We start from the raw sequence: 23,828 nt of genomic DNA on the forward strand, positions 1-23,828 counted from the left end.
CGCCCGTTATCGTCAGGGGGCCTGACACGCAAAGTTTGCACCGTCATTGATATTGCCGCTACCGGAGTACTTTGCAGATTCCGGGTATGGGCAAAGCGGACGCGTCATCGTGGTTTTGTCGGCAACGATCTTTTTGGCCTCGATGACATCAGGTGCCTTGCCGTTTTCTACCCAATCCATCAGCGGCGTGAAGGCATCGAACGTATCCGTGCCGTAGCCCATGCGGCAATGGAACATGCCGGGCACCATGAACATCCGATAGAAATCGGCAACCTTCTCTGCCCCCATCGTCTTGCGCACGGATTCGTAATAATCGACGCCCATCAGTGGGTTCAACGCCGGGTCCGACCATCCGAAATAGGTGATCATCCGTCCGCCGCGTTTGTGAAACGCACTGAGGTCGGGATCGTCAGCATCAACAAGCCCACGCACCATCACCGTCTTTTCATACTGCGTGTCGAAGTCGTAGCGTTTCCAGTCTATGTCCTTGCCGGATGCAGGCAGCATGGCCATGTTCTTGACGAAGGTATCGCCATAGGCCAGTTGTCGGCTTGGTCCCTTTTCCGAAATCACCCATTCTTCCCAGCCGCTCACGCCAGCGGCGTCGATCCCCTCCGTGCCGGGCAGCACACCGGGAAACACGGTTTGACCCTTGACCTTCACGCCGTCAGCGAGTGTTTTCAGCGTATCGACCTGCGCTGTCGTAAAGCAATCATCGCCGCCATTTTCGCACATCTTCAAATCCTTGGCAGGATCGAAATTGCATTGGCGCGGATCCGCAATCAGCCCATCCTTGGCGCCATCGATCGCGTCACATTTGTCCATGACGGCTTTGGCCAAGGCAGGCAGTTGCGCCTTGCTGATGGGCGCCTTGGCCAGCGCCTGCGCGTTCCAGATGTTCCACAGGCCCGTATCGCTGAAACGCAGAACCGGGGCACCCGCCAGAATGCCATCGAAATCGCCGGGATAGCGCTGCGCCGCCATCAGTCCCTGACGACCGCCGGTCGAGCATCCATCCCAATAGGAGAACGAGGGGTCTCGGTCATAATACTGTGCCGCGACGGCCTTCGCCGTTTGCAATGTCACGTGGACCGCCCGCGAACCGTAATCCACCAGGAGCGCCATATCCGACGCAAAGTCTCCCAGATCATAGGTTTTCGCGTCATGACCGGTGTTTTGCTGGACGCTGATGAATCCCCTTTGCAAGGCAGCGTTACGCGTCTCGAGGCGGGACGGGGCGGCCAGATCCTCTCCGGCATAACCGCCATTTCCGAACATGTAGACGCGCCGATTCCAGCTGTCCGGCAGTGCAATTTCAAACCGAATCTGGGGTTGGATATATCCGGTGACATGGCAAAAGCCCGGCACCTTGCCCTGCGCTTCCACATGCCGGACGCTCAGCATCGTCACCTCATCAAATGTCTGCGCCGCAAGCACGCTGCATTGCATATTGGCCGAGACGGTGGCGGAAGACAGGTCCGTCCGGTCATCCTGAACGAGAAAGCTGCTTCGATTTTGCGCGAGTTCCGAGGTGGAAACGAGCAGACCGAGAAACACCGGGCCTGCCAGCAGGATAGATCGCGTCATGTGTTTTCCTCCCAGAAACGGTGACGCGACAAGTTTTAAGGATTGCAACCGGAAGAACAAATAACAAAAACGGCCCGATTCATAACCGTAAGCTGTATTCGTTCAATTCAGCACGCGCGACAATCCGGGGCTGTCGAGGGAAAAGGCGGGAATGGCGACGGTGAAGACCTCGCCCGTCTCGGCCTGCATTTCGTAATGGCCGAACATCAGCCCGGACGGCGTATCCAGCGGGCAGCCAGATGAATATTCGTAGGTATCGCCGGGCTTCAGATGCGGCTGTTCGCCGATCACGCCGGGGCCGGAGACCTCGTCCACTTGGCCATTTTCATCGGTAATGTGCCAGTAGCGACTGACCAGCGTCACCGATATATCCGAGTTGTTGGAAATCACGACCGTGTAGCCCCAGACGTAGCGGTTGTCATCCGGGTCGGACTGCTCCTCAAGATAATACGGGTCTACGGTGACCTCGATCTCTCTTGTCAGTGCACGGTACATTCACAGGGCCCTAAGTCATTGTTGTCAAGACATTCTACACTACAGGCGCGGGCCGTGGTCAAGAAAGGTAAGACCCATATTAGCTTTGCTTTACAAAACAGCCGTGCATTTCGTCTGTCAGGGATAAGTTTATTGGTAAACAGAAGCGGCCCGGCTGATAATGCCGGGCCTTAAGGGTCTCTTAGGCCGAGACCTGTGCCAGCGCTGCTGCGAAATCTTCCAACAGGTCGTCGGTGTCCTCGATGCCGCAGGACAGGCGCAACGTGCCGCCGGAAATACCGAGCTCAGCACGCGCCTCGTCCGTCAGGTTCTTGTGCGTTGTCGTGCCGGGATGTGTAATCAGGCTCTTGGCATCGCCCAGATTGTTGGAAATCTTGACGACTTCAAGCGCGTTCTGCAGCTTGAACGCCGCCTCCTTGCCGCCCTTCAATTCGAAGCAGACCAGCGTCGAGCCGCCCGTCATCTGCTTGGCAATGATATCGGCCTGCGGATGGTCGGCACGGCCCGGGTAGATGACCTTGGCGACCTTGTTCTGCTCGGCGAGAAAATCTGCAATCTTGCCTGCATTCGCCGTCTGCTGGCGCACGCGCAGCGGCAGCGTCTCGATACCCTTCAACAGCGTCCATGCGTTGAAAGGCGAAAGGGCAGGGCCGGTGTGGCGGAAATAATCCTGAAGCTCTTCCTCGATCCATTTCTTGTCCGAGAGAACGACGCCACCCAGGCAACGGCCCTGGCCATCGATATGCTTGGTTGCGGAGTAGACGACGATATGCGCCCCCAACTCCAATGGCTTCTGGAAAAGCGGCGTGGCAAACACGTTGTCGACCACCACTTTCGCGTCGATCTGGTTGGCGAGCTTGGCCACGCCAGCAATATCGACCACTTCCAGCGTCGGGTTCGTCGGGCTTTCAAGGAAGAACAGCTGGGTGTTCGGCTGGATCGCCTTTTCCCAATTGGCCAGATCACGACCATCGACCAGCGTGCACTCGATGCCGTATTTCGGCGCCAGCGTTTCAACAACCCAGCGGCAGGAGCCGAACAGGGCGCGGGCAGCCACGATGTGATCGCCTGCCTTCAACTGGCACAAAATGGCGGCGCTGACGGCAGCCATGCCGGATGCCGTGGCGCGGGCATCTTCGGCACCCTCCAGCAGGCACATGCGCTTTTCAAACATGTCATTGGTGGGGCTGGCGTAGCGGGCGTAGATGAAGCCCTCGGTTTCGCCCTTGAAACGGGCTTCCGCCGCTTCCGAGCTGTCATAGACGAAGCCTTGGGTCAGATAGATTGCCTCAGAGGTCTCGCCATATTCGGACCGCAGCGTACCGCCGTGAACCAGTTGCGTTGCCGGGCGCCATTTCTTGCTCATGTCATCACCTTACAAACAAAAAAACCGGTCGCAAAAGCAGACCGGTTACAAGCGCACCCGGTCTTTTTAGCCACTTATTTAACGTGGCTGCAAGCCGACCGGCCAAATCACCACGGGATAAGATTGCCATAACTCCGTTAACGACTTGCGTCAATGCCTGGCTTTTGGTTTTGTCGCCGTGAAAAGGGATGATCAAAAGATGACGAGAACGACGGGCATACTGGCGGATGGCGCGATCCGGGAACTGTTCGCTTCAGGCCAATTGACGAGCGAACGGTCGCTGGATGCCGACCAGATTCAGCCTGCCAGCCTCGATCTGCGTCTGGGCGCGAAAGCCTATCGCGTGCGCGCCAGCTTCATGCCCGGCCCCACGACAAAGGTCATCGAAAAGCTCACACGTCTCAGCCTGCACGAGATCGATCTCAGCGACGGCGCGGTTCTGGAAACCGGCTGCGTCTACATCGTGCCACTGATGGAAGCTCTCGCACTTCCGCAGGGCATGTCGGCCTCGGCAAACCCGAAAAGCTCCACGGGCCGTCTCGATATTTTCACCCGCGTCATCACCGACCACGCGCAGGAATTTGACAAGATCCCAGCAGGCTATAACGGCCCACTTTATCTGGAAATCAGCCCGCGCACCTTCCCCATCGTCGTGCGCCAGGGCTCGCGCCTCTCGCAAATCCGCTTCCGCATCGGCCATTCCGTGCTGGCCGATACCGAGCTGCTGGCCCTGCATGAAAGTGAAATACTGGTTGCCAGCGAGACGCCCAACGTCTCCGGCGGAGGCATTGCCCTGTCCATCGATCTCCAGGGGTTCGGTGAGCTCGGGCTGATCGGCTACCGTGGCAAGCATCACACGGCGGTTGTCGATGTCGACCAGAAGGCGGCCCATGACGTGCTGGATTTCTGGGACCCGATCTATTCGCGGGGTCGAGCCGAACTCATTCTCGATCCGGATGAATTCTACATCCTCGTCTCGCAGGAAGCCGTCCACGTTCCACCGCTCTACGCTGCCGAAATGACGCCCTTCGATCCGCTGGTCGGCGAATTCCGCGTCCACTACGCCGGCTTCTTCGACCCCGGCTTCGGCCACGCCAGCGCCGGCGGCACCGGCAGCCGCGCCGTCCTCGAAGTCCGCAGCCACGAAGTCCCCTTCATCTTGGAACACGGCCAGATCGTCGGCCGCCTCGTCTATGAACACATGCTCACCAAACCCGAAGGCCTCTACGGCTCGGGCCTGGGCTCCAACTATCAAGCGCAGGGCCTGAAACTGTCCAAACACTTCCGCGCCGAATAACCACAAAGCTTGACAGCCTCCAGGAACTATCAGACCCTCAGGTCTGCGCGGGTGTAGCTCAATGGTAGAGCAGCAGCTTCCCAAGCTGAATACGAGGGTTCGATTCCCTTCACCCGCTCCAGTAACTTTAATGAAATTTCGCGCCACTTTTGTCAGGTGCGGTTTTTAGCCCGCGCTTCGGCAACTTTACGGCTCATATCTAGACCGTCACCACGGCTGTAGCGTTTGGTCATCTTTACGGTCGTATGCCTGGCCAACTCTCTGGCTGCTTCAATCGACTCTGTTGCCTCAATTGTTTTAGACACGGCGCCGGCGCGGGAATACTTACATTCGAGGAGACGCCAGCCGCATTTCTCACCTTTCTGAATTTTTCAGCGTAACGATTTCCGCGCTGATGCTAGAGCACATAGTTGTGGTCGGGCAAGTTCAGAGAGTCTTGGTCGATTTTGCGTAACGCACCAATTGATATGGGCGCGCGTTATGCCGAAGCCATCGTCAAGGGTGATTGCCTATTCCAAAGGGCTATATTCGGCCGAGGCAAAACTGAAAACTGTAAAAACTTCAGCCACGAAGCGTTTATCCCAAATTCAAGTATATTTCCAGCTTCGAGGCGTCGCGAGTGGTTCTGGCATCTGAATGGAACCTTCCAGTGCGTATAGACTAAAATCATCAATTCGAACTGGTGAGCGAAAGAAATCGTTGCCAATCAATGGCATAAATTCCAAGAGGTATGGAAGAGAGAATTCGAAATCTGCATCTATGTTGTCGCGTATCTCCAAAACTCTATCGACGTATTGCGAATGTTTACACAAATACAGGGCGGATTGAGGAACTAAGTCTTTATTATTTTTATAATAATCAGAAGATGAAAGAAAGACATTGCGTGATATTTCATCCAATCCCTTGATGTGGTTGCTTGGCTTCAGAAATGTGTTGCGTCCTTCCGATGCGAATAAGATGGAAGGATTTGCCGCTGCGAGCTCGACAAGGTCTGCTAGTGGTGTTCTCCCCAGAAATGCTTCGGGCACGCGGTCGCATTGCTCGTCCTCCCAAAACGCTGACATCCCGTGCTGGTCGAGCGACATTTGCACAAAGTATGCGAGTGACGCTTTAGACGGTGGATTATCGGTCGATATCAGGGTGGAAAATGCAAAGTTTTCTTCGCTAGTACTTGGACCGGTCCATGCTTCAGCAGTGATGAAAACTTCGCCCCAAGGATACTCAAGTGTCAACGACCTTAAACGTTCAGTGAATTTTTCACTGTAGCTTTCTATCATGGACTTTTGGAAAAACGGTTTACTAAACAGGTCACAGTCGATGAATTCGCAAAAGCTTTTACCAATGAAGTAAAACCGAACTAATTGATCTGACGTATCGGGATATATTTCTGCTTTGAGGTCATCTGACTGAACATGTTGACAAGCATCAAAAATAGCTTTCTTGGCAAGAGGAAAAATACCTACATGTCCCTTATCTATGTCCAGCCTCCTCAAAATTGCATCCTCTATAAACGTGATTGCCGGTGCCAGAACGGTGGTTGGCCCGTTCTTCGGTCTACCAGTATAAATTGTTTCAAATCTCTTACCCAAGCTCTATCGGAGCGATTTGGATTAAGTCTTTCAAGTTTGCGATAATAATCCCTGATGGACCCCATTTCCGGATTAGTATGCATTACGAAATTCTGAGTTTGACCTTTCTCAATCGCTGTTCATCTGGTTTACCATCGCCGTTTGATCAAAGGTCTGGTGTTTTCTGCGGCTGATTTCTAACGAAGGGAAAGTCGCTTTCTACAAGACGCTGGGTGCCCTCCCGCGAATGATTTTTCCGGCTTTTCCTTGAGGGGTCGTCGAGCATATCGATCTAGGTCCTGTTGACAAAGTGGATTCCCAAATCAGCGGAAGCATGATTCAAGATTGCCTTTTAGGAGGCAGTTTTGGCTCGCGGCGACCTGACGGATATAGAATGGCGGATCATTGAGGGGCTGTTGCCCACCGAACGCGGCAGGAAGTCTCGTCCCTCACACGATAATCGACGATACCTGAACGGCATGCTACATGTTCTTCGGGTCGGATGCCCATGGCGCGACATGTATGACCGATACGGAAAGTGGAATTCCGTCTATGTGCGCTTTCGCCGTTGGGCCGAGCAAGGAGTTTGGGACGCTCTGCTTGAAACACTCGTTGAACTGGGACTGACGGATGACTGGCAACACATGATCGACAGCACCACGGTTCGCGGCCATTCTCAGGCTGCGGGCGCTAAAGGGGGACTTATCAGGAGGCTTTTGGTCGATCACGCGGCGGCTTTACGACGAAAATCCACGCCCGAGCAGACGGTCAAGGACGCCCTCTTGGCTTCGTCCTGACGGGTGGTGAGGCTTCAGACTTCAACGCCGTTCCGGACCTGCTGGCAATACCGGTCGGCAAGCCGAGGCTGTTCCTTGCTGACAAGGGCTACGACGGCGATTTCCTGCGCGAGGAACTCCTGATCCACGGGATCAGGCCGGTCATTCCGCCGAAGGCCAACCGGAAGAACCCGCCTGCCTGCGACTTCCGGGCATACAAGGATCGAAACCGCATCGAGCGGATGTTCAACCGCCTCAAACAGTTCCGTCGCGTTGCGACCCGATACGACAAGACCCGAAAAGCCTTCTCAGCATTTCTCGCCCTGGCCGCCGTAAAGATATGGCTGCCATACTTTGTCAACAGGCCCTAGTAACCCCGTTTCTGAAGAGCTTTTCGCTTCACCGACCTTTCCAATGAGTTCACCTACGTTGCTAAGCACTGGGTTATCATCGCTTTAGCATGACGAAGCGCAGCATATTGCAATGATATATTGAGGAAATTCAACATCGCGTCGCACGTCGATTTTTTGCGTGTCAATACGAAATTTTAACTTTCTTCACTTTTCCGGAACAAAAGGCGTAGGCCTGACGTTGGTATTCCAAATAGAAAAAAGGAATTACCGATGTCTATTCTGGTAAAACTCGTTTCTGTCGTTGCAGTGAGCATTGGTTTCTCGACAGTTACTACAATACCTGCTCACGCCCTCAGCATCATCTCTCCTGCCTATGAAGGCCAGGCAGAAGCCCAAGGCTCCACCTATGGCAACGCGCCCGTTGCCTTTACAGGCGGTGTTGCGCAGAGCGCCAATTCCAGCGGTTTGTCTCTGTCTGCCCAGGAAATCAAGCATGTTACGTGGTGTGCGAAGACATATACATCTTACCACGCAACTGATAACAGCTATCAGACCAAGCAGGGTTCGCGCACGGAGTGCCGCTCACCATACTGAGTGAAACGAAAATTGCGTTTCCAGTTATACTTTAAAAAAACTATATTTTAATTAGAAATTTACTTAGTTATTCTTGGCGGTCGGCTTGTGCGGCGTCTTGTTCCAGACAAATGGCTTATATCGTAATTTGTAGACTGCTCTCCATGCCGCGACTGATAGAAGAAGCCAATAAACCGGCGTCGCAATCCACCGTCGTCCCACCATGCCCCGCTCGTGTGCGATCATTGCGCGCGTGCCCATTAGCAGAAAAATCGCGTAACTTGCCGCCATGTTGAGCAGATCGACTCCCGCTAGCGCGAGCTCGGCGTGAGATAGCGCGCTTGGCCCCTCTAGAAGAAGAGTCTTGCTGACCATCAACAGGTAGATGATGAAAATTGGATGTGTCAGCGAAGAGAGTAGCATACCGCCGATCAATAGGTGGAACACCGCATAGGCTTTCCAGCCCATCTCTTCGCCAACGCGTAAGGGCGACCGCATCATCACCAGCCAGCTTTGAAGCCAGCCCTTGAACCAGCGGCTGCGTTGCGCCAACCACACTGAAAGATCGGTCGGTGCATCCTCCAGCGTCTGGTAGCTGATGACATCTGAATAATAGCCCAACCGGTAGAGCCGCATGCCTAGATCGGCATCCTCGGTGACGTTGTAAGGGTCCCATGCCCCGACCTCACGGAGGATCGATGCGCGAAAATGGTTGGACGTGCCACCCAGTGGCAGAGGCATTTTCATACGCGCCAGCATCGGCAGCATGCGCCTGAACAGGGCGGAATATTCCAGCGAGAAGGATGAAGTCATCCACGAGACATGCGCATTGCTGATGATCAACGGTGCCTGCAGGCAGGCCAGCTTGTCGCACCCATCGCGAAAACGCGCATAGGCTTCGCGCAATTGCTTGGGGTGCGGGCGGTCTTCGGCATCGTAGATGGCGATGAACTCGCCCCTTGCTCCGGCAAGAGCGTAGTTCAGAGCCTTCGGCTTGGTCCGTGGCAATGAGGGAGGGACGGTGACGATTTCGAATTGAGGACCGGGCCGCAAGCGCTCTATCGCCGCGATGGTAGAGGCATCGTCCGCCTCGCAGACCAGCTTGATATCGAGCCTGGATTTCGGCCAGTCGAGCCGGTTCAGCGCCGTGACAAGTTGCTCGACCACGGCTTCCTCGCGGTAGAGCGCCACCAGTATCGTATAGACGGGCAGGGGGCCGTCTGGCGATTGCTCCACCAGCTTCAACGTTCGTCGGTCCGGCTTTGCGCGCAGCGGTACCAGCCGGAACAGAATAGCCGCCATGTAAAGTGCTGCCGTCAGAATATGCAGCAGCTGAAAAGTCATATCAGGCGAAATCAGGATCAGGCACGCCAGCAGCGTTGCGCCGACACCCAGCAGAAATCCCTGTTTTCCATGTAGCGTGATCCGTGCCGAATAATGAGGTTTGGCATCGAACAGGGCGTTGACCGTCTGGCGTGTGCGGCGATCTTCGCCCACCTCCCAAACTGCTTTTCGCAGCGCCGTTGGTGTCGTCACGACGAGGTTCCTGCCGAAGTCGGGTGACGTCTCCAGCGCCTGTTTTAGCCGCTCGATGCTGCCCACGTCCGGCACCATCGCGATGTAAGGCGCTGCGTCTTTGGGAGACAGGCGTACCATCCGCGTGTCCAGAAGCTGCACGTCCAGCGATGGCGTGTCCACCACCAGACCACTGTCCAGCTCGGCCAGGAACGGCAGCCGCAAAAAGCGCGCAAAAGCGCCGAAATAGGCGTCTTCCGTCACCGTTCCGCTCTGCAACAACTCCGCCTCGAAGGTGGAACCGTTGCGAAGGGCGCGAGCGGTGAAGTCTTCTATATAGGGCTTGCCCAACCCCAGTGCTTTGAGAAATGTAGCCGCGTCGCTGTCTTGCGACGGCCCGTCCAAAAAAGGAATGAGCTCGCCCTCGAGCCTGTCGAGCGCGACAATTTCACCCTTCACAAGCATCGCTTTTTGCGATTCTTGTGTATACTCGTCAAAACGCAACATACGCTACCCGCCACCGTTGAGGTGGAGCCCCTAAATTCCCCAGCCGGATCATATGCATGCGCTCTTTGGTTGCAACCTTGAAAATTACGGGGATTTTGGTTTCCGCCATCACCGCGTCGTTGTTTATTGGCCCGAACTCTGCCGTTGCAGATGGGCTGGTGGAAAATGGACGCCTGCCGGTGCTGTTCGATACGCAGGAGCGTCTACCCGGCGCCGACCTCTCGACCATTCCGCGCGTTCGTTTCCTGATGTCGGTGGATTTTCCACCTTTCAACTTCACCGATCAGGATGGGCGTCTGGTCGGCTTCCACGTCGATCTGGCACGGGAGATTTGCGCGCAGCTGAAAATCGAAAACAAATGCCAGGTGCAGGCTTTGCCGTTCGATGAGCTTGAGGCGGCTGTCGAAATGGGCGAGGGCGAGGCTGTCATGTCCGGCATCGCCTCCAGCGCTGATCTGCGAAAAAGTTTCAGTTTTACGCGCCCCTATACGCTTCTGCCTGCCCGTTTTGCGGTGAATAAGGCGACGAAACTCGATGGGCAGTCAGCCACTGCGCTATCTGGCAAAAAGGTCGGCGTTGTCACCAATTCGCGTCATGAGGCCATGCTCAAGGCATTTTTCCCGGCGGTTCTGATCAATGGTTTCGATGGTTACGAGCCAATGTATGAGGCGCTGAAATCCGGCAAGATAGATGCTGTCTTTGCCGATGGCCTGCGCCTGCCCTTTTGGGTATCGGGCACGGCGTCCAGTGGCTGCTGCGCCATGTTCGACGGCCCCTATATGTCGGACCGGTTTCTGGGTGAGGGGCTGTCCATCATGACCGTCGATCCTGAAAACAAGCTGGTTCCCGCCTTTGATCAAGCGCTGGCCGCTCTGTCGCGCAACGGCCGTCTGGAAGAAATCTACCGCAGGTATTTCCCCTACGGAATGTTTTAACGCTAATTATTGGCTGGCCCAGATGATACGCGCCATCCACTCCACATCCGCTAGATCGAAGCTGCGATTGGGATGCTCGGGGTTGAGCGAAAAAAGCTCGATGGTTTTGGCGGTCTGGCGGGCCAGCACCTTTGCCATGACTTCGCCATCCCGGCTTTTGACGACGACGCGGTCGCCCCGACGCACCTGCGCGCCCGGCTCCACGATCAGCACGTCGCCGTCGCGGTAGAGCGGCATCATGCTTTCGCCCTGCACTTCCAGTGCATAAACGCCGACCTTGTTGGCGGGGGAAGCGGGGAAATCCACGACATCCCAGCCTTGGCCAGCGGGGAAACCACCATCATCGAAGAAACCACCGGAACCGGCCTGCGCAAAGCCCAGCAACGGAATGGCGCCCGGCTGCGGCGGAAAATTGCTTTCGGGCAGCGTATTTCTGTCCGCATGGTTCAGCACATAGCCGAAAAACTGGTCGACTGTCGCCCCGGTCGCCTCCAGCACCTTGGACACGGACTCGGTGGAAGGCCAGCGCTGGCGTCCATCCGGCCCCAGCCGCTTGGATTTGTTGAACGAAGTCGGGTCCAGCCCCGCTTTCCGCGCCAGCCCGGAAGGGGTCAACTGGTTACGGTCCGCAAGCGTATCGATCGCACTCCAGATATTATCGTGTGACAGCATGGTTCAACGGTCCGGATGGAGCGGCGTCGTCACGCGGCTCGCTTCAGTATCTGGCGAAATTTAACCAAAGACGCTCGAAGAGTAAAGTCGTAAAAGGAATAAAATCCTTAATGATCAGGCCACCAGTGTCGACATATTGATCTTGGAAAGCTGGATCACGGCCTGCGTGCGGCTGTCCACCTTCAGTTTCAGCAAGATGGCAGAGACATGCGCCTTGATCGTGGCTTCGGAAACGCCGAGTTCATAGGCGATCTGCTTGTTCAGCAACCCTTCGCCCAGCATGCCCAGAACCCTGCTTTGCTGCGGCGTCAGCGTGCGCAAGCGGTGTATGAGGTCGGCCATGTCAGGGTCCTGCTCGTGGCCTGACTGACAGGATGCGGGTATCCAGACGTCGCCCTCCAGCACGGCACGAATACCGGCGCGCATGTCTTCGATGCCCGAGGATTTGGAAATGAAGCCGGACGCGCCAAGCTCGATGGCACGGCGCATGGTGGCAGGGTCGTCGGTGGCCGAGACGATGACGATGGGCAGGCTGAAAAACTCCGCCCGCAGCGCCATCAACCCCGAAAACCCGCTGACGCCTGGCATGGCGAGGTCCAGCAGCATCAGATCGGCATCGGGCTGCTGCCCTGCGGCGGCCTTCGCCGCTTCGAAATCGCCCGCTTCGATGATGGCGTTGTCGCCTTCCAGCCCCGTCACCGCCTGGCGAAGCGCGCCGCGAAACAGGGGATGATCATCTGCAATGATAATGGTGAGTTGTGACATGCAGCGCCCCCTCCCAAAGGCATTTCATGTGCGTCCCATATTTGGCGCAGAACAGTTGGCCGTCAAGCGACCGCAATCCAAATCTAAATCAAGAATTGCGTGAAATGCGGCTGCAACACAAGCGCTAGATTGCATGCAGCACCCCTCAGGTGCCATCTACACGCAAAATTCTGTGTGAAGCGGTGGACAAGGACCCGCATTTGCGGCAAACCGCCCGCATATGAAGGAGACGCCGCATGAGTGAAACGCCCCCGATTATCAATCAGGTCATTTACAAGATCGTGCCGACAGGCCTTTGGCGGGACGCGAAGGAAGCGGGTGTTTTCAACGGCGCGGCCATAGACCTCGAGGATGGTTATATCCATTTCTCCACCGCAGCCCAGGTCAAGGAAACCGCGCTCAAGCACTTCGCCGGTCAGGACGATCTTCTGCTGGTCGCCGTCGATGGTGGCGTGCTGGGTGACAAGCTGGTGTTCGAAACCTCACGCGGTGGAGATCAGTTCCCCCATCTTTACGCGCCTCTGCCCTTGAACGCGGTCCTTTGGGAAACACCGCTGACACTTGATGATGATGGTGCCCACCAGTTTCCGGAGATTGCATGATGAGCGGAATTTTTTCCTCAATCGGTCGGCGCGGCCTGTTTCTCATAGACCCGGAAGTGGCCCACGGCATGTCGATCACGGCGCTGCGCTCCGGCTTCATCCCCACCTGCATGGTGCCGCACGATCCCCGCCTGCAACAGACGGTCGCTGGCCTCGTCTTTCCCAACCCACTTGGCATGGCGGCGGGCTATGACAAGAACGCGGAAGTGCCTGGCCCATTGCTGAAACTCGGCTTCGGCTTCACAGAAATCGGCACGGTCACGCCGCGCCCGCAATCGGGCAATCCGAAACCCCGCATCTTCCGCCTCGTGGAAAACGACGCCGTCATCAACCGTCTCGGCTTCAATAATGAAGGCCATGCGGCAGCCCTTGCCCGCCTGATCGCCGCTGGCCTGCGCGGCCTTGTTGGCGTCAATATTGGTGCCAACAAGGATAGCGAAGACCGCATTTCTGACTACGTGAAGGGCATCGAGACCTTCGCCTCTGTCGCCTCCTATTTCACGGCCAACATCTCCTCGCCCAACACGCCGGGCCTGCGCGATTTGCAGGCGCGCGAAAGCCTGTCTGCCCTGTTGAAAGCCGTGCTGGAAAAGCGCGATGCCGAGGCGGCAAAGCTCAATCGCCCGCTTCCAGTCTTCCTCAAGATCGCACCCGATCTGACCGAGGAAGGGCTTGATGATATCGCCGCTGAAGTGCTGGCGCATAATCTCGATGGTCTGATCGTCTCCAATACCACGCTGTCGCGCGATGGCCTTCGACCCGGCCCCAACAATCATGAAACGGGTGGTCTGTCCGGCAAACCACTCTTCGATCTCTCCACCACCGTGCTCGCCAAAATGCGCAAACGCGTCGGCCCTGATCTCCCCATCATTGGGGTCGGTGGCGTGTCATCGGCGGAAACCGCGCTCGAAAAAATCCGCGCCGGTGCCGATCTTGTGCAGCTCTATTCCTGCATGGTCTATGAGGGGCCGGCTCTACCGGGCCGCATCGTGCGCGGGCTTTCCACCTTGGTGGAGCGCGAGCGGGTTGGGAATGTCAGGGAGTTGCGTGATAGCGCTGTGGACCGCTGGGCCGAGCGGACGATTTAGTGATCTTACGTCGTGTATGCCTTGAGCGAGCGAACCCCTCACTTGCGATTTCTAACACTTAAGCGAGCTTAAGATGTTGAAATCGCTTTCTCTCCCACAAGGGGAGAGATAAGATTGCCGCGCCGCCGCGGGTTACCTCTCCCCTTGTGGGAGAGGAAGAAAAATCATGATCTTAGCGTCAGCTAAGTCATAGATTTTTCAGGTGAGGGGTGCCTTCACGGGCGCAGGTTCAACCCCATCACCGACACAGCACCATTGCCCAATAAGGCCGGTTCTTCGCCGCCGCATCATAAGCAACCGCCACACCGAGCCCGCCATAATTGCCCAGCATATTCTCCAGATGGTGCGGAGAGCTAATCCACGCCTTCACCACGCGCTCGACCGTATCCTGCCCAGCCGCAACATTTTCAGCCGCAGGCAACGGTACGCCGCCGTCCTTCATGCGAATGAGAAAACTGTCCGTAAGGCCGATGAGATGCGCCATTTTCTGCGCTTTCACCATGCGGTTGGCCTGATAGGCGGCGGCCTGCTGCGCCGCGCTGTTGGCGGACAGCGTGGGTAACCCCTTCGAGCGGCGAAGCTCGTTGACCATAGGCAAGGCCGCAGCTGTCTCATCGCGCGTGCCGGAGGCCACGCCCTTGTTGGTGGGCGTGGAAACGCAGGCGGACAGTGCAGCACCAGCGGAAACCAGCACGAAGCCGCGCCGGGAAAACGTAAGCAGGGAATGTTGGGTCATATCAGCGGCGGAAGCTCAAAAGGCGCAGGATGATGAAAACGGGGACGACGATTACGGCACCCGCCAGCAGATAGTCGCCAATGCTGCCCAGAGCACGGAAGCCGCTATGCCAGAGGTCGAGCACGAAATTTCTGACGCCATAGATGATGTTCCATGGTGTCAGGCCGAAGACAGCCATGACGAAGCCGACGATCAGCGATACGACCAGCAACTTTATGATCGTGCGCGCTACGCTGTCACCCAGCACCTTATCCACCTCACCGGCCATCTGCAAAATCTCCTAATTCAGCCAAGACATAGAAAGCATGGTGCCTCTATGCAAGCGTCGGCGCATTATCAGCGCCATATTGGCCGCTGCCATGAAATAGGACTTGAGTTTTTTTATGGCCTGATGAAAGACAGCCCACCTCTTTCAGGAAAGCGTGCATGGCCCCACACCAGTTTTCGTCCGGCGATGCCATCGCAGACCGGCGCGCAGATTACGCCCGCATGCTGGCGGAAAGCGCAGATCACGCCGCCGCTGCCGAACTGATGGAGCAGGCGCTGGAACTGACCCCATCATGGGCCGCAGGCTGGGTCCAGCTGGGAGATTATTGCGACAAGGCTGGGCAAAGGGAAAAGGCAATTACGGCCTACGAGACAGTCGATCGGCTGGACCCCGAAGGTATCTTCGCAGCCCCGCTCAAACTCGCCGTACTCGGTGCCGCCGCAACACCGGAGCAACCGCCAAGCGCTTATGTCGAAGGCCTGTTCGATGATTACGCCGACCGTTTCGAAACCTCGCTGGTGGAAAAGTTGGAATACAGCGTCCCACAGAAACTGGCAGCGTTGATCGAAACGGCAAGACCAGGTGGCGGCCAATTCAATTGCACTGTCGATATCGGTTGCGGCACCGGCCTGCTGGGTCTCGAAATCCACGGCTGGACGCAACGCCTCGAAGGCTTCGACATCTCCACCAACATGCTGGCCAAGGCCGAAGAAAAGGGCATCTACAACCATCTGGCGCAAGCCGATCTTTCGCTGGCGGCAGAAACATCCGGCCTCTTTACCGATGACCTTCCCCATCGCCGCGCCGATCTGGTCGCCGCCGCCGATGTGATGATGTATCTCGGCAGTCTGGAAACCGTCATGCCGCTGGTCCTGGCGCTGCTGGCAGCTGGAGGTACCTTCGCTTTTTCGGTGGAAGATGCAGGGAGCGAGGAGGGCTTTGTCCTCCAGCCGTCCCTGCGGTATGCCCATTCGGAAGCCTATGTCCGAGCTCTCCTGGAGGCCTCCGGCCTGCAAACAATGCAAACCCGCAAAACCACCATTCGCAAGGACGCCGGAAAACCTCTCGCTGGCATTCTGTTTCTTGCCAGAAAACCCACCTGATCTTTTCGTTTCTTGCCTTTTTATCGATAGGTCAGCCTTGCTTACATATCGATGTTGAAACGCCGCCTCTTGCAGTGCAAAATAGACCCCGTTGAGCTGGCCCAATCGCAAGAATGACGATGCGGCGATGCCCTCTCATAAAACTGGCAGTTCCATTTCGGGGTAGCGCGCATGGCATTCACGAGAAGCGTTTATGGCATGTGGAGTGCCGATCCGGCCAAGCACGCGCCGGTGGAAGACATTCAGGGCATCGTCACCGGCAGCATCGTCTCGGCGCTCGGTTTCTACCTTCTCGCCAAGGTCGGCCTGCTCACCGGCGGCACGGCGGGCGTGGCCTTTCTTCTGCATTACGCCTTCGGCATCAGTTTCGGCCTGCTGTTCTTCCTCGTCAATCTTCCCTTCTACTACCTGTCCTTCCGTCGTTTGGGCCTTGCCTTCTCGCTTAAAACCTTCATCGCCATCGGCCTCGTGTCGGTGCTGACGGAGCTGGAAAGCCGCTGGATGGTGGTGGAAAGCATCAATCCGCTCTGGGCGGCACTGCTCGGCGGTCTTCTTCTGGGCTACGGCCTTCTGGCGCTCTATCGTCACCGCGCCAGCCTTGGCGGCATCGGCATTCTCGCCATCTACATTCAGGATCGTTTCGGCATCCGCGCCGGTCTCATCCAGCTTGCTTTCGATATCTGCGTCATGATCGCCGCCTTTGCCGTCATCAACCCCGAAACGGTGCTCTACTCCATCGTCGGCGCCTTTGTGCTCAATCTCTTCCTCGCCATCAACCACCGCTCGGATCGCTATATCGTCGTGCGCTGACCTCCAAGGCCTTCTTTTTCGCCCAGGTTTCACTACTTTAGATCAGTGAAACACACTGAGCCCCCCATCTCCGGCGTCGACGTCGGCACCTTGCCTTTATCCTTCCAGAAATGGTTCGGCGAAAAGGGCTGGAGCCCCCGCGCCCATCAGCTGGAATTATCCGCTCGCGCTCGCGCGGGTGAAAACATGCTGCTGATTGCGCCCACGGGTGCGGGCAAGACGCTGGGCGGCTTCATGGCCTCGCTCACCGATCTCGCAGAACGCGGCAAGGTGCCGCCCGGCTCGGCCTTCGTCGGCGTCCACACGCTCTACATCTCGCCGCTTAAAGCCTTGGCCGTCGATATCGAGCGCAACCTGATGAAGCCGGTGTCGGAAATGGGCCTGCCCATATCTGTCGAAACCCGCACCGGCGATACGCCACAGGCCAAGCGCCAGCGCCAGAAGCTGAAACCACCCGACATTCTGCTGACGACACCCGAACAGGTCTCCCTGCTGCTCGCCAACAAGGAAGCCGAACGCTTCTTCAAGGACCTGAAATATGTGGTGCTGGATGAGCTGCATTCGCTCGTCACCTCCAAGCGCGGCCACCTGCTATCTTTGGCCTTGGCGCGTGTGCGCAAACACGCCCCCGCCATGCGCACTATCGGCCTGTCCGCCACCGTCGCTGACCCGATGGATTTGCAACGCTATCTCAGCCCGCAGACAGAGGGCGAACCCACCGCCGGTCTCATCACCGTGGATGGTGGCGCAAAGCCCGACATCGCCATTCTCGGCACCGAAGAGCGCATTCCATGGTCCGGTCACTCGGCGCGCTATGCGATGCAGGATCTCTACCCGGCCTTGAAGGCGCACAAGACGACGCTGATTTTCGTCAACACCCGCTCTCAAGCCGAGCGCATTTTTCAGGAACTGTGGACCATCAACGACGACAATCTGCCGATTGCGCTGCATCACGGCTCGCTCGATGCGGGCCAGCGCCGCAAGGTGGAAGCGGCGATGGCCGACAACAAGCTGCGCGCCGTCGTCGCCACCTCCACGCTCGATCTCGGCATCGACTGGGGCGATGTCGATCTCGTCGTGCATGTCGGTGCGCCCAAGGGTGCCAGCCGCCTTGCCCAGCGTATCGGCCGTGCCAACCACCGCATGGACGAACCCTCCAAGGCCATCCTCGTGCCCGCCAACCGTTTCGAGGTCATGGAATGCCGCGCCGCACTGGATGCCAACTACATCGGCGCACAGGACACGCCGCCGATTGCCGAGGGCGCGCTGGATGTGTTGGCCCAGCATGTGCTCGGCATGGCCTGCGCCGAACCCTTCGATGCGGATGACCTCTACCGCGAAGTCACCACCGCCTCACCCTATGCCGATCTGCCGCGCGAAACCTTCGACCGTATCGTGGATTTCACCGCCACCGGCGGCTATGCCCTGCGCACCTATGAGCGTTACGCCCGCATCCGCCAGACGAAAGATGGCCTTTGGCGCGTCTCCAACCCGCAGGTCGCGATGCAATATCGCCTCAACCTCGGCACGATTGTCGAGGCGGCGGAACTGAATGTCCGTATGGTCAAACGCAACGCCAAGGGTACCATCGGGCGCGGCGGCATGACGCTCGGCAAGGTCGAGGAGCATTTCTTAGAGCAGTTGGTGCAGGGCGATACCTTCCTCTTTGCGGGTAAGGTGCTGCGCTTCGAAGGTATCCGCGAAAGCGAATGCCTCGTCAGTCAGGCCTTTTCCATGGACCCGAAAATACCGTCCTATGCAGGCGGCAAGTTTCCGCTCTCCACCTATCTGGCAGACCAGGTCCGCTCCATGCTGGCCGATCCCGCCCGCTGGCACGCCTTGCCGGATCAGGTCCGCGATTGGCTGGCCATCCAGAAAGAGAAATCCATCATCCCCAAACGGGATGAACTGCTGGTTGAGACCTTCCCTTTCCGCAAGCGCTTCTTCATGGTCATGTATCCCTTCGAGGGGCGGCTGGCGCACCAGACGCTGGGCATGTTGCTGACGCGGCGGCTGGAGCGGGCAGGGGCCAAGCCCATGGGCTTCGTCGCCACGGATTATTCACTGGCCATCTGGGCGCTGGAAGATATCGGCATGCGCCTGCAATCCGACCGCCTTTCGCTGCCCGATCTCTTGGATGAGGATATGCTGGGTGATGATCTCGAGGCATGGCTCGACGAATCCTTCATGCTCAAACGCACCTTCCGCAATTGCGCGATCATTTCTGGCCTCATCGAACGCCGCCATCCCGGCAAGGAAAAGACCGGGCGGCAGGTCACGGTCTCTGCCGATCTTATTTATGACGTTCTTCGCAGCCATGAGCCCGATCACATCCTGCTGGAAGCCACGCGGCGCGATGCCGCAGCCGGACTTTTGGACATTGGCCGTCTTGGCGATATGCTAAGGCGAATCAAGGGCCACACCACCCATTGCGCTCTGGAGCATGTCTCGCCGCTGGCCGTTCCGGTTATGATGGAAATAGGGCGCGAGACGGTGCCGGGCCAAGCCTTGGACGATGTGCTGGCCGAAGCCGCCGACGAACTGATTGCGGATGCGATGTCATGATGCATCCGCTTGCCAAGAATGAAGGACAAAACCGAAACGTGCTGAGCCGACTTGCCCTGAGCGACAAATTTGCCACTGGCTTCGAATGCCTCGGCTCGGAAACCGCCATCAACGGCGTCGCTGGCTGGTGCGATCCGCTGGGCGGGCTCTATCTGCCCGACCTGTCGCTGCTGGTCGTCTCGGATTTGCACCTGGAAAAGGGTGCCGCCTTTGCCCGTCGCGGTCGCTTGCTGCCGCCCTACGACACCATCGCCACCCTCAAAATCCTGTCCTCGTTGATCACACGCTACGACCCGAAGATCGTCGTCAGCCTCGGCGATAATTTCCACGATCGCATCGGCTCGCATCATCTGCCGCTGCCTCTGCGGGATCTCATCAAGGAAATGGCCCGGGGCCGCGAATGGATCTGGATCAACGGCAATCACGATCCCGATGGCACGGTGGATTTGCCGGGCTCATCGTCCGATGAAATGTTCTACGGCAACCTCGTTTTCCGGCACGAGCCGAAACCGGGCGCATCATCAGGCGAAATCGCCGGCCACCTCCACCCCGCCGCCACCGTCCGCCGCCGCGATAAATCGGTGCGCCGCCCCTGCTTCGCCACTGACGGAACCCGCATGCTGATGCCAGCCTTCGGCGTGCTCAGCGGCGGGCTTGATCTGCGCCACAAGGCGATGAAGGGCCTATTTGACCATTCGGCGCTGGTTGCGCATCTGCTGGGGCGGGACCGGATTTATTCGGTTCGGTTCGGGAACTTGCTGGGGTGAGGGGTGTGGGCGGTTGGCCGCAGAGTACGCCGCTCACCCCCCTCTGTCCTGCCGGACATCTCCCCCTCAAGGGGGGAGATCGGCAAGAGGCGCGATCACCGCTCTAATTACAGCCGTTAGACGGTTGGTCGGCAATACACGTCGTACCCAGTGCAGCAGCGCAACGCTCAAGATGGTCGAGCGCCATCCACGAGTCGATCTCCCCACCTGAGGGGGAGATGCCCGGCAGGGCAGAGGGAGGTAAACCCCACTCTCTGACCTCACGATGCACTCCCCAAAACACCTCAAACAAAAATACTTCCAATCTAAATCAACAACTTAAAATAAATCCCGCAAAAAACACCAAAATCCCCCCCGCAACTTTCTCAATGACGCGCGAATCACCCGCACAATTGCCCCGTTCCGCCCTCGGATACACCGCAAGGCGTTGCGGCGAGGCGGGACCGGCGCTGGGGTTGAGAGGGTGACGCAAACCTTTCAACCTCGGGGTCGAGCAGCGATCTCCCCGGTGGGACGGGAGAAAGGCGGCGGCGGTTTCGGACCGGCTGTCGCAGCCTTTCCAATGTCCGGACCGGCCCGGCATGTCTGCGCCCCAAAACACCGTTTCGGGTTTTGTGGCGGGTCATGACGGTCCGGTTCGCCAGCCACCGGGTGTACCGACAGCTCATTGGCACCGGGTCGAACGCGACCGCAGGGGCTTGAAGCGAAAGTCAGGCGGTACACAGGAACACGCTGCATCTGCCCCGCACTGTCGATGAGACAGCGCGGACGGACCGCAAGGGACGCACAAGCCATGGATGGCGAGTGTGGCTCTTGCGGAGAACGGATCGATGGCTGCGGGCGCTTCGTCAGAATGAACGCTCGCATCCTCGAAGGCAGATGTGGCCGAACTGGCAGGCGACGGCTTTGGCAACAAAGCCGCCGTCACCCGGGTGGGTAAGGGCCGGACCTTGGAAATGTCCGACCGTTCCAACGGCAAGGCCCCCTTGCCCTCCGGGATATGCCAGCCGTGGCAAGAGGATCGCTGTTTGGCCAAAAGAGCTGAACGGGGCGCTGCGAGGTGCCATTCTTTAGACTACCCAACGAGGCAACTTACAGCGCCCCGTCCGAAATACCATGGCCGCGAATGGCTGTGGACACTGATTGAAGGTCAAGCCACGGGCAGATGCTGCCGCGTGAACGGCGAAGCTTGTTTGAGCGGTGGCCGGGGTTTTTGATAGCGATGGATTGGTGACGTTTAGGCCGCTGGTTGCCGGTGCAAGCTGCGTTCGCTGGGCCGCAGGCAGCAACGTAGCAACCCTCATCCTGAGGTGCCCCGCAGGGGCCTCGAAGGACGGGGGTTGCGGGCTTGAGGCAGAGTATGCGGCGGATGCTTCGAGGCTTTGCCCTTCGGCCAAAGCACCTCAGCATGAGGGCAGTGGGTGAGGTTGCCCTCTCCAATACCGGACCAACGCGGAATGCGACCATGTAGGAGGAATGCTTGGCGATGATGCAGGCCGCAGGCCGCAACCCTCACCACCATGAGAGCCGAACGAGGTGCCACGCAAAGGGCACGACAGAGCAACCCTCATCCATCATCCTGAGCTTGTCGAAGGAGAGGTGCCCCGCAGGGGCCTCGAAGGACGAGGGTTGCGGGCTTAGTTACAGAATGCGGCGGATGCTTCGAGGCTTTGCCCTTCGGTCAAAGCACCTCAGCATGAGGGCGGAGTACGCCGCTAGCCCCTCAATCCTAATCCCGCCGGAACAAAATACTCGCACCCCAACCCGTCACCACCGCCAGCAACACACACAAAAAGCCATAAACCACCGGCGTCTGGTGTGCCGCATCCGTTATCGCCTGCTCCATGCCCGTTTTCACCACGCGCAGCCGCAATTCCTTCTGCGCAATCGGCAGGCCGCTCTTGAACAGATAGGCGCGGGCCGTGTGGACGCCGTTGGGCACGTTGGCGGGCAGGCGCAGCGTTGCCCAGAAGAGGCCGGTGCGCTCCAGACGAACACCGGTCGTGTCGTTGCGGTAGATGCCGCTCGATAGTTTCAGGCGGCGATAGGCATCCTGGAAGTCGTAGACATTGTCAGGCACGCCGGAAAAGACGGCGCTACGCAGTGGCAGGTGGTCCACGCCCAGGCCCATGGCCTTCAGCGTACCCGCCGTTGCTATGGTGTCGATGCTGCGCGTGCTGGCCATGGAATAGGATTCCGGCAGCGGCGCAAAGGTGATCGCGCTGGTGTTGATCCAGATACCCGCTACCCGGCTTTTTTTGCGCACGGTGGAGTAATCGTTGGGGCCTTCCAGCGTCACGACGATGTCGTATTGGCCGATGGCCAGCAGCAACTGGTCGGCATTGTTCAGCGCGCCGAACATGGTGAAATCCGCGCCGCGAAAATCTGACGCGATGGAGATTTCGGTGGTCGATGCGCCGATCTCGATGTTTTCCTGCAAGGTGCGGGTCTGCCCGCGCGCATCCGGCAAAATCGCAAGCGGTGGCGTTTGCGCCTGGGCAGCGCTACAGCACAGGCCGAAGATCGCAGCGATGAGGGTGCCACGGATCAATAGCCCAGCCCCCCAACAGCCACCGAAAACAGGTCTTCTGGTCGTACAACCAGCCCGATGGCAAGACGGATGCCGACGGCCAGAACCAGCAGCGCCAAGAGCGCGCGCAACTGTTCGCCGCGCAGCTTCTGCCCCACCCGCACGCCATATTGCGCGCCGATCACGCCCGCCAGCATCAGAATGAAGGCCAGCACGATATCGACGGAGTAGTTCGTTGCCGCCTGCACGATGGTGGTGTAGGCGGTAACGAAAATGATCTGGAACAGCGAAGTGCCGACAACGACGTTGGTGGGAATGCGCAGGAGATAGATCATGGCGGGCACCATAATGAAGCCGCCGCCCACACCCATGATCGAGGTCAGAACGCCGATGCCGAAGCCGAGAACGATGATGGGAATGACGCTGAGATAGAGCTTCGATTTCTTGAACCGCATTTTCAGCGGCAGGCGGTGCACCCAGTTGTGGTGGCCGGGGCGGCGCAGCGTCACTGTTTCATTGCGCGCCGTGCGGCGAATGGCCGAAATGCTTTCCTTCAGCATCAGCGCGCCGACGGTGGAAAGCAGGATGACGTAGAGGAGCGAAATGATGAGGTCGAGTTGGCCGACGCTGCGCAAAAGCGTAAACAGCCACACGCCGAGCGTCGCCCCGCACAGGCCGCCGATCAGCAGCACGGTTCCCAGCTTCACATCCAGCGTGCCGCGCCGGAAATGGGTGATCGAACCCGAGACGGAGGAAGCGACGACCTGGTTTGCGCCGGTTGCTACGGCAACGACGGGGGGAATGTTGTAGAATATCAGCAGCGGCGTGATCAGAAACCCGCCGCCGACGCCAAACATGCCGGACAAAAATCCCACAGCCGCGCCCATGCCGAGAATGATGAAGATATTCACCGAAAGTTCCGCAATGGGCAGATAGACAGTCACATCAGG

The 23,828-nt window shown here is 58.0% G+C and carries 21 protein-coding genes, 1 tRNA gene and 1 riboswitch; of the genes, 11 read left to right on the top strand and 11 right to left on the bottom strand.

From position 1 onward, the window contains the following. Positions 1-12 precede the first annotated feature (12 nt). The 3 genes from HRR99_RS01390 to HRR99_RS01400 form a co-directional block, all read right to left on the bottom strand. Complete coding sequence (locus HRR99_RS01390) at positions 13-1,587, bottom strand: tannase/feruloyl esterase family alpha/beta hydrolase (protein ID WP_233122497.1); 1,575 nt, start codon at positions 1,585-1,587, stop codon at positions 13-15. Between the two features lie 102 nt (positions 1,588-1,689). Then, positions 1,690-2,082 (bottom strand): Co2+/Mg2+ efflux protein ApaG, encoded by a 393-nt coding sequence (gene apaG, locus HRR99_RS01395; protein ID WP_233122498.1) that lies wholly within the window; start codon positions 2,080-2,082, stop codon positions 1,690-1,692. A gap of 181 nt (positions 2,083-2,263) precedes the next feature. Further along, a complete protein-coding gene (locus tag HRR99_RS01400; protein ID WP_233122499.1) occupies positions 2,264-3,448 on the bottom strand; it encodes an O-succinylhomoserine sulfhydrylase in 1,185 nt (394 codons plus the stop codon). A 45-nt stretch (positions 3,449-3,493) separates the two neighbouring features. Next, a riboswitch (SAM riboswitch) is annotated at positions 3,494-3,572 on the bottom strand. Positions 3,573-3,647: 75 nt separating this feature from the next. Between HRR99_RS01400 and HRR99_RS01405 the strand changes: the two genes are divergently transcribed. Beyond that, complete coding sequence (locus tag HRR99_RS01405; protein ID WP_233122500.1) at positions 3,648-4,745, top strand: 2'-deoxycytidine 5'-triphosphate deaminase; 1,098 nt, start codon at positions 3,648-3,650, stop codon at positions 4,743-4,745. Between the two features lie 47 nt (positions 4,746-4,792). After that, a tRNA-Gly gene (locus tag HRR99_RS01410) sits at positions 4,793-4,866 on the top strand. A 466-nt stretch (positions 4,867-5,332) separates the two neighbouring features. On the opposite strand, the gene HRR99_RS01415 is transcribed toward HRR99_RS01410, so the two are convergent. Continuing rightward, entirely contained in the window at positions 5,333-6,334 is a 1,002-nt protein-coding gene (locus tag HRR99_RS01415) for a hypothetical protein (protein ID WP_233122501.1), read from the bottom strand. 344 nt (positions 6,335-6,678) lie between these two features. Between HRR99_RS01415 and HRR99_RS01420 the strand changes: the two genes are divergently transcribed. Both HRR99_RS01420 and HRR99_RS01425 read left to right on the top strand, forming a co-directional pair. Then, positions 6,679-7,460, top strand: a protein-coding gene (locus tag HRR99_RS01420; RefSeq protein WP_233122502.1) for an IS5 family transposase whose coding sequence is annotated in 2 segments (ribosomal slippage) — positions 6,679-7,009 and positions 7,009-7,460 — 783 coding nt in all. Because the reading frame shifts where the segments join, the coding sequence is not laid out codon by codon here. Positions 7,461-7,712: 252 nt separating this feature from the next. Continuing rightward, positions 7,713-8,036: a BA14K family protein gene (locus HRR99_RS01425; RefSeq protein WP_233122503.1), complete on the top strand. Its 324-nt coding sequence runs from the start codon at positions 7,713-7,715 to the stop codon at positions 8,034-8,036. Positions 8,037-8,099: 63 nt separating this feature from the next. Here the strand turns inward: HRR99_RS01425 and HRR99_RS01430 are convergent, their stop codons facing one another. Next, positions 8,100-9,995 carry a glycosyltransferase family 2 protein gene (locus HRR99_RS01430; protein WP_233122504.1) on the bottom strand — a complete coding sequence of 632 codons (1,896 nt, stop codon included), beginning with the start codon at positions 9,993-9,995 and terminating at the stop codon, positions 8,100-8,102. Between the two features lie 215 nt (positions 9,996-10,210). Between HRR99_RS01430 and HRR99_RS01435 the strand changes: the two genes are divergently transcribed. Next, positions 10,211-10,972: a transporter substrate-binding domain-containing protein gene (locus HRR99_RS01435; protein ID WP_233123540.1), complete on the top strand. Its 762-nt coding sequence runs from the start codon at positions 10,211-10,213 to the stop codon at positions 10,970-10,972. A 6-nt stretch (positions 10,973-10,978) separates the two neighbouring features. Here the strand turns inward: HRR99_RS01435 and HRR99_RS01440 are convergent, their stop codons facing one another. Together HRR99_RS01440 and HRR99_RS01445 are read right to left on the bottom strand one after the other, a co-directional pair. After that, positions 10,979-11,644 carry a S24 family peptidase gene (locus tag HRR99_RS01440; RefSeq protein ID WP_233122505.1) on the bottom strand — a complete coding sequence of 222 codons (666 nt, stop codon included), beginning with the start codon at positions 11,642-11,644 and terminating at the stop codon, positions 10,979-10,981. Between the two features lie 114 nt (positions 11,645-11,758). Continuing rightward, on the bottom strand, positions 11,759-12,409 hold the full coding sequence (locus HRR99_RS01445; protein WP_233122506.1) for a response regulator: 651 nt from the start codon (positions 12,407-12,409) through the stop codon (positions 11,759-11,761). A 236-nt stretch (positions 12,410-12,645) separates the two neighbouring features. On the opposite strand from HRR99_RS01445, the gene HRR99_RS01450 reads away from it, so the two are divergent. Together HRR99_RS01450 and HRR99_RS01455 are read left to right on the top strand one after the other, a co-directional pair. After that, positions 12,646-13,011 carry a DUF952 domain-containing protein gene (locus HRR99_RS01450; RefSeq protein ID WP_233122507.1) on the top strand — a complete coding sequence of 122 codons (366 nt, stop codon included), beginning with the start codon at positions 12,646-12,648 and terminating at the stop codon, positions 13,009-13,011. After that, a complete protein-coding gene (locus tag HRR99_RS01455) occupies positions 13,011-14,099 on the top strand; it encodes a quinone-dependent dihydroorotate dehydrogenase (protein WP_233122508.1) in 1,089 nt (362 codons plus the stop codon). Before HRR99_RS01450 ends, HRR99_RS01455 begins: the two co-directional genes overlap by 1 nt. A gap of 238 nt (positions 14,100-14,337) precedes the next feature. On the opposite strand, the gene HRR99_RS01460 is transcribed toward HRR99_RS01455, so the two are convergent. Continuing rightward, positions 14,338-14,835: a CAP domain-containing protein gene (locus HRR99_RS01460; RefSeq protein WP_233122509.1), complete on the bottom strand. Its 498-nt coding sequence runs from the start codon at positions 14,833-14,835 to the stop codon at positions 14,338-14,340. A 1-nt stretch (position 14,836) separates the two neighbouring features. Beyond that, positions 14,837-15,103 carry a DUF6460 domain-containing protein gene (locus tag HRR99_RS01465; protein ID WP_045229877.1) on the bottom strand — a complete coding sequence of 89 codons (267 nt, stop codon included), beginning with the start codon at positions 15,101-15,103 and terminating at the stop codon, positions 14,837-14,839. Between the two features lie 158 nt (positions 15,104-15,261). On the opposite strand from HRR99_RS01465, the gene HRR99_RS01470 reads away from it, so the two are divergent. From HRR99_RS01470 to pdeM, 4 genes are all read left to right on the top strand, one after another. Then, positions 15,262-16,206: a class I SAM-dependent DNA methyltransferase gene (locus tag HRR99_RS01470; RefSeq protein ID WP_233122510.1), complete on the top strand. Its 945-nt coding sequence runs from the start codon at positions 15,262-15,264 to the stop codon at positions 16,204-16,206. A gap of 198 nt (positions 16,207-16,404) precedes the next feature. After that, entirely contained in the window at positions 16,405-17,016 is a 612-nt protein-coding gene (locus HRR99_RS01475) for a YitT family protein (RefSeq protein WP_173996182.1), read from the top strand. A gap of 45 nt (positions 17,017-17,061) precedes the next feature. Beyond that, positions 17,062-19,581: a ligase-associated DNA damage response DEXH box helicase gene (locus HRR99_RS01480; RefSeq protein WP_233122511.1), complete on the top strand. Its 2,520-nt coding sequence runs from the start codon at positions 17,062-17,064 to the stop codon at positions 19,579-19,581. A 38-nt stretch (positions 19,582-19,619) separates the two neighbouring features. Further along, positions 19,620-20,348: a ligase-associated DNA damage response endonuclease PdeM gene (gene pdeM / locus HRR99_RS01485; protein ID WP_233123541.1), complete on the top strand. Its 729-nt coding sequence runs from the start codon at positions 19,620-19,622 to the stop codon at positions 20,346-20,348. A 1,729-nt stretch (positions 20,349-22,077) separates the two neighbouring features. Here pdeM and HRR99_RS01490 read toward each other — a convergent pair. Then, entirely contained in the window at positions 22,078-22,899 is an 822-nt protein-coding gene (locus HRR99_RS01490) for a TIGR02186 family protein (protein WP_233122512.1), read from the bottom strand. Then, positions 22,896-23,822 (bottom strand): sulfite exporter TauE/SafE family protein, encoded by a 927-nt coding sequence (locus HRR99_RS01495; RefSeq protein WP_062450937.1) that lies wholly within the window; start codon positions 23,820-23,822, stop codon positions 22,896-22,898. Before HRR99_RS01495 ends, HRR99_RS01490 begins: the two co-directional genes overlap by 4 nt. Positions 23,823-23,828 lie beyond the last annotated feature (6 nt).

The organism is Agrobacterium vaccinii, from assembly GCF_021310995.1.
Classification (GTDB): Bacteria; Pseudomonadota; Alphaproteobacteria; order Rhizobiales; family Rhizobiaceae; genus Agrobacterium; species Agrobacterium vaccinii.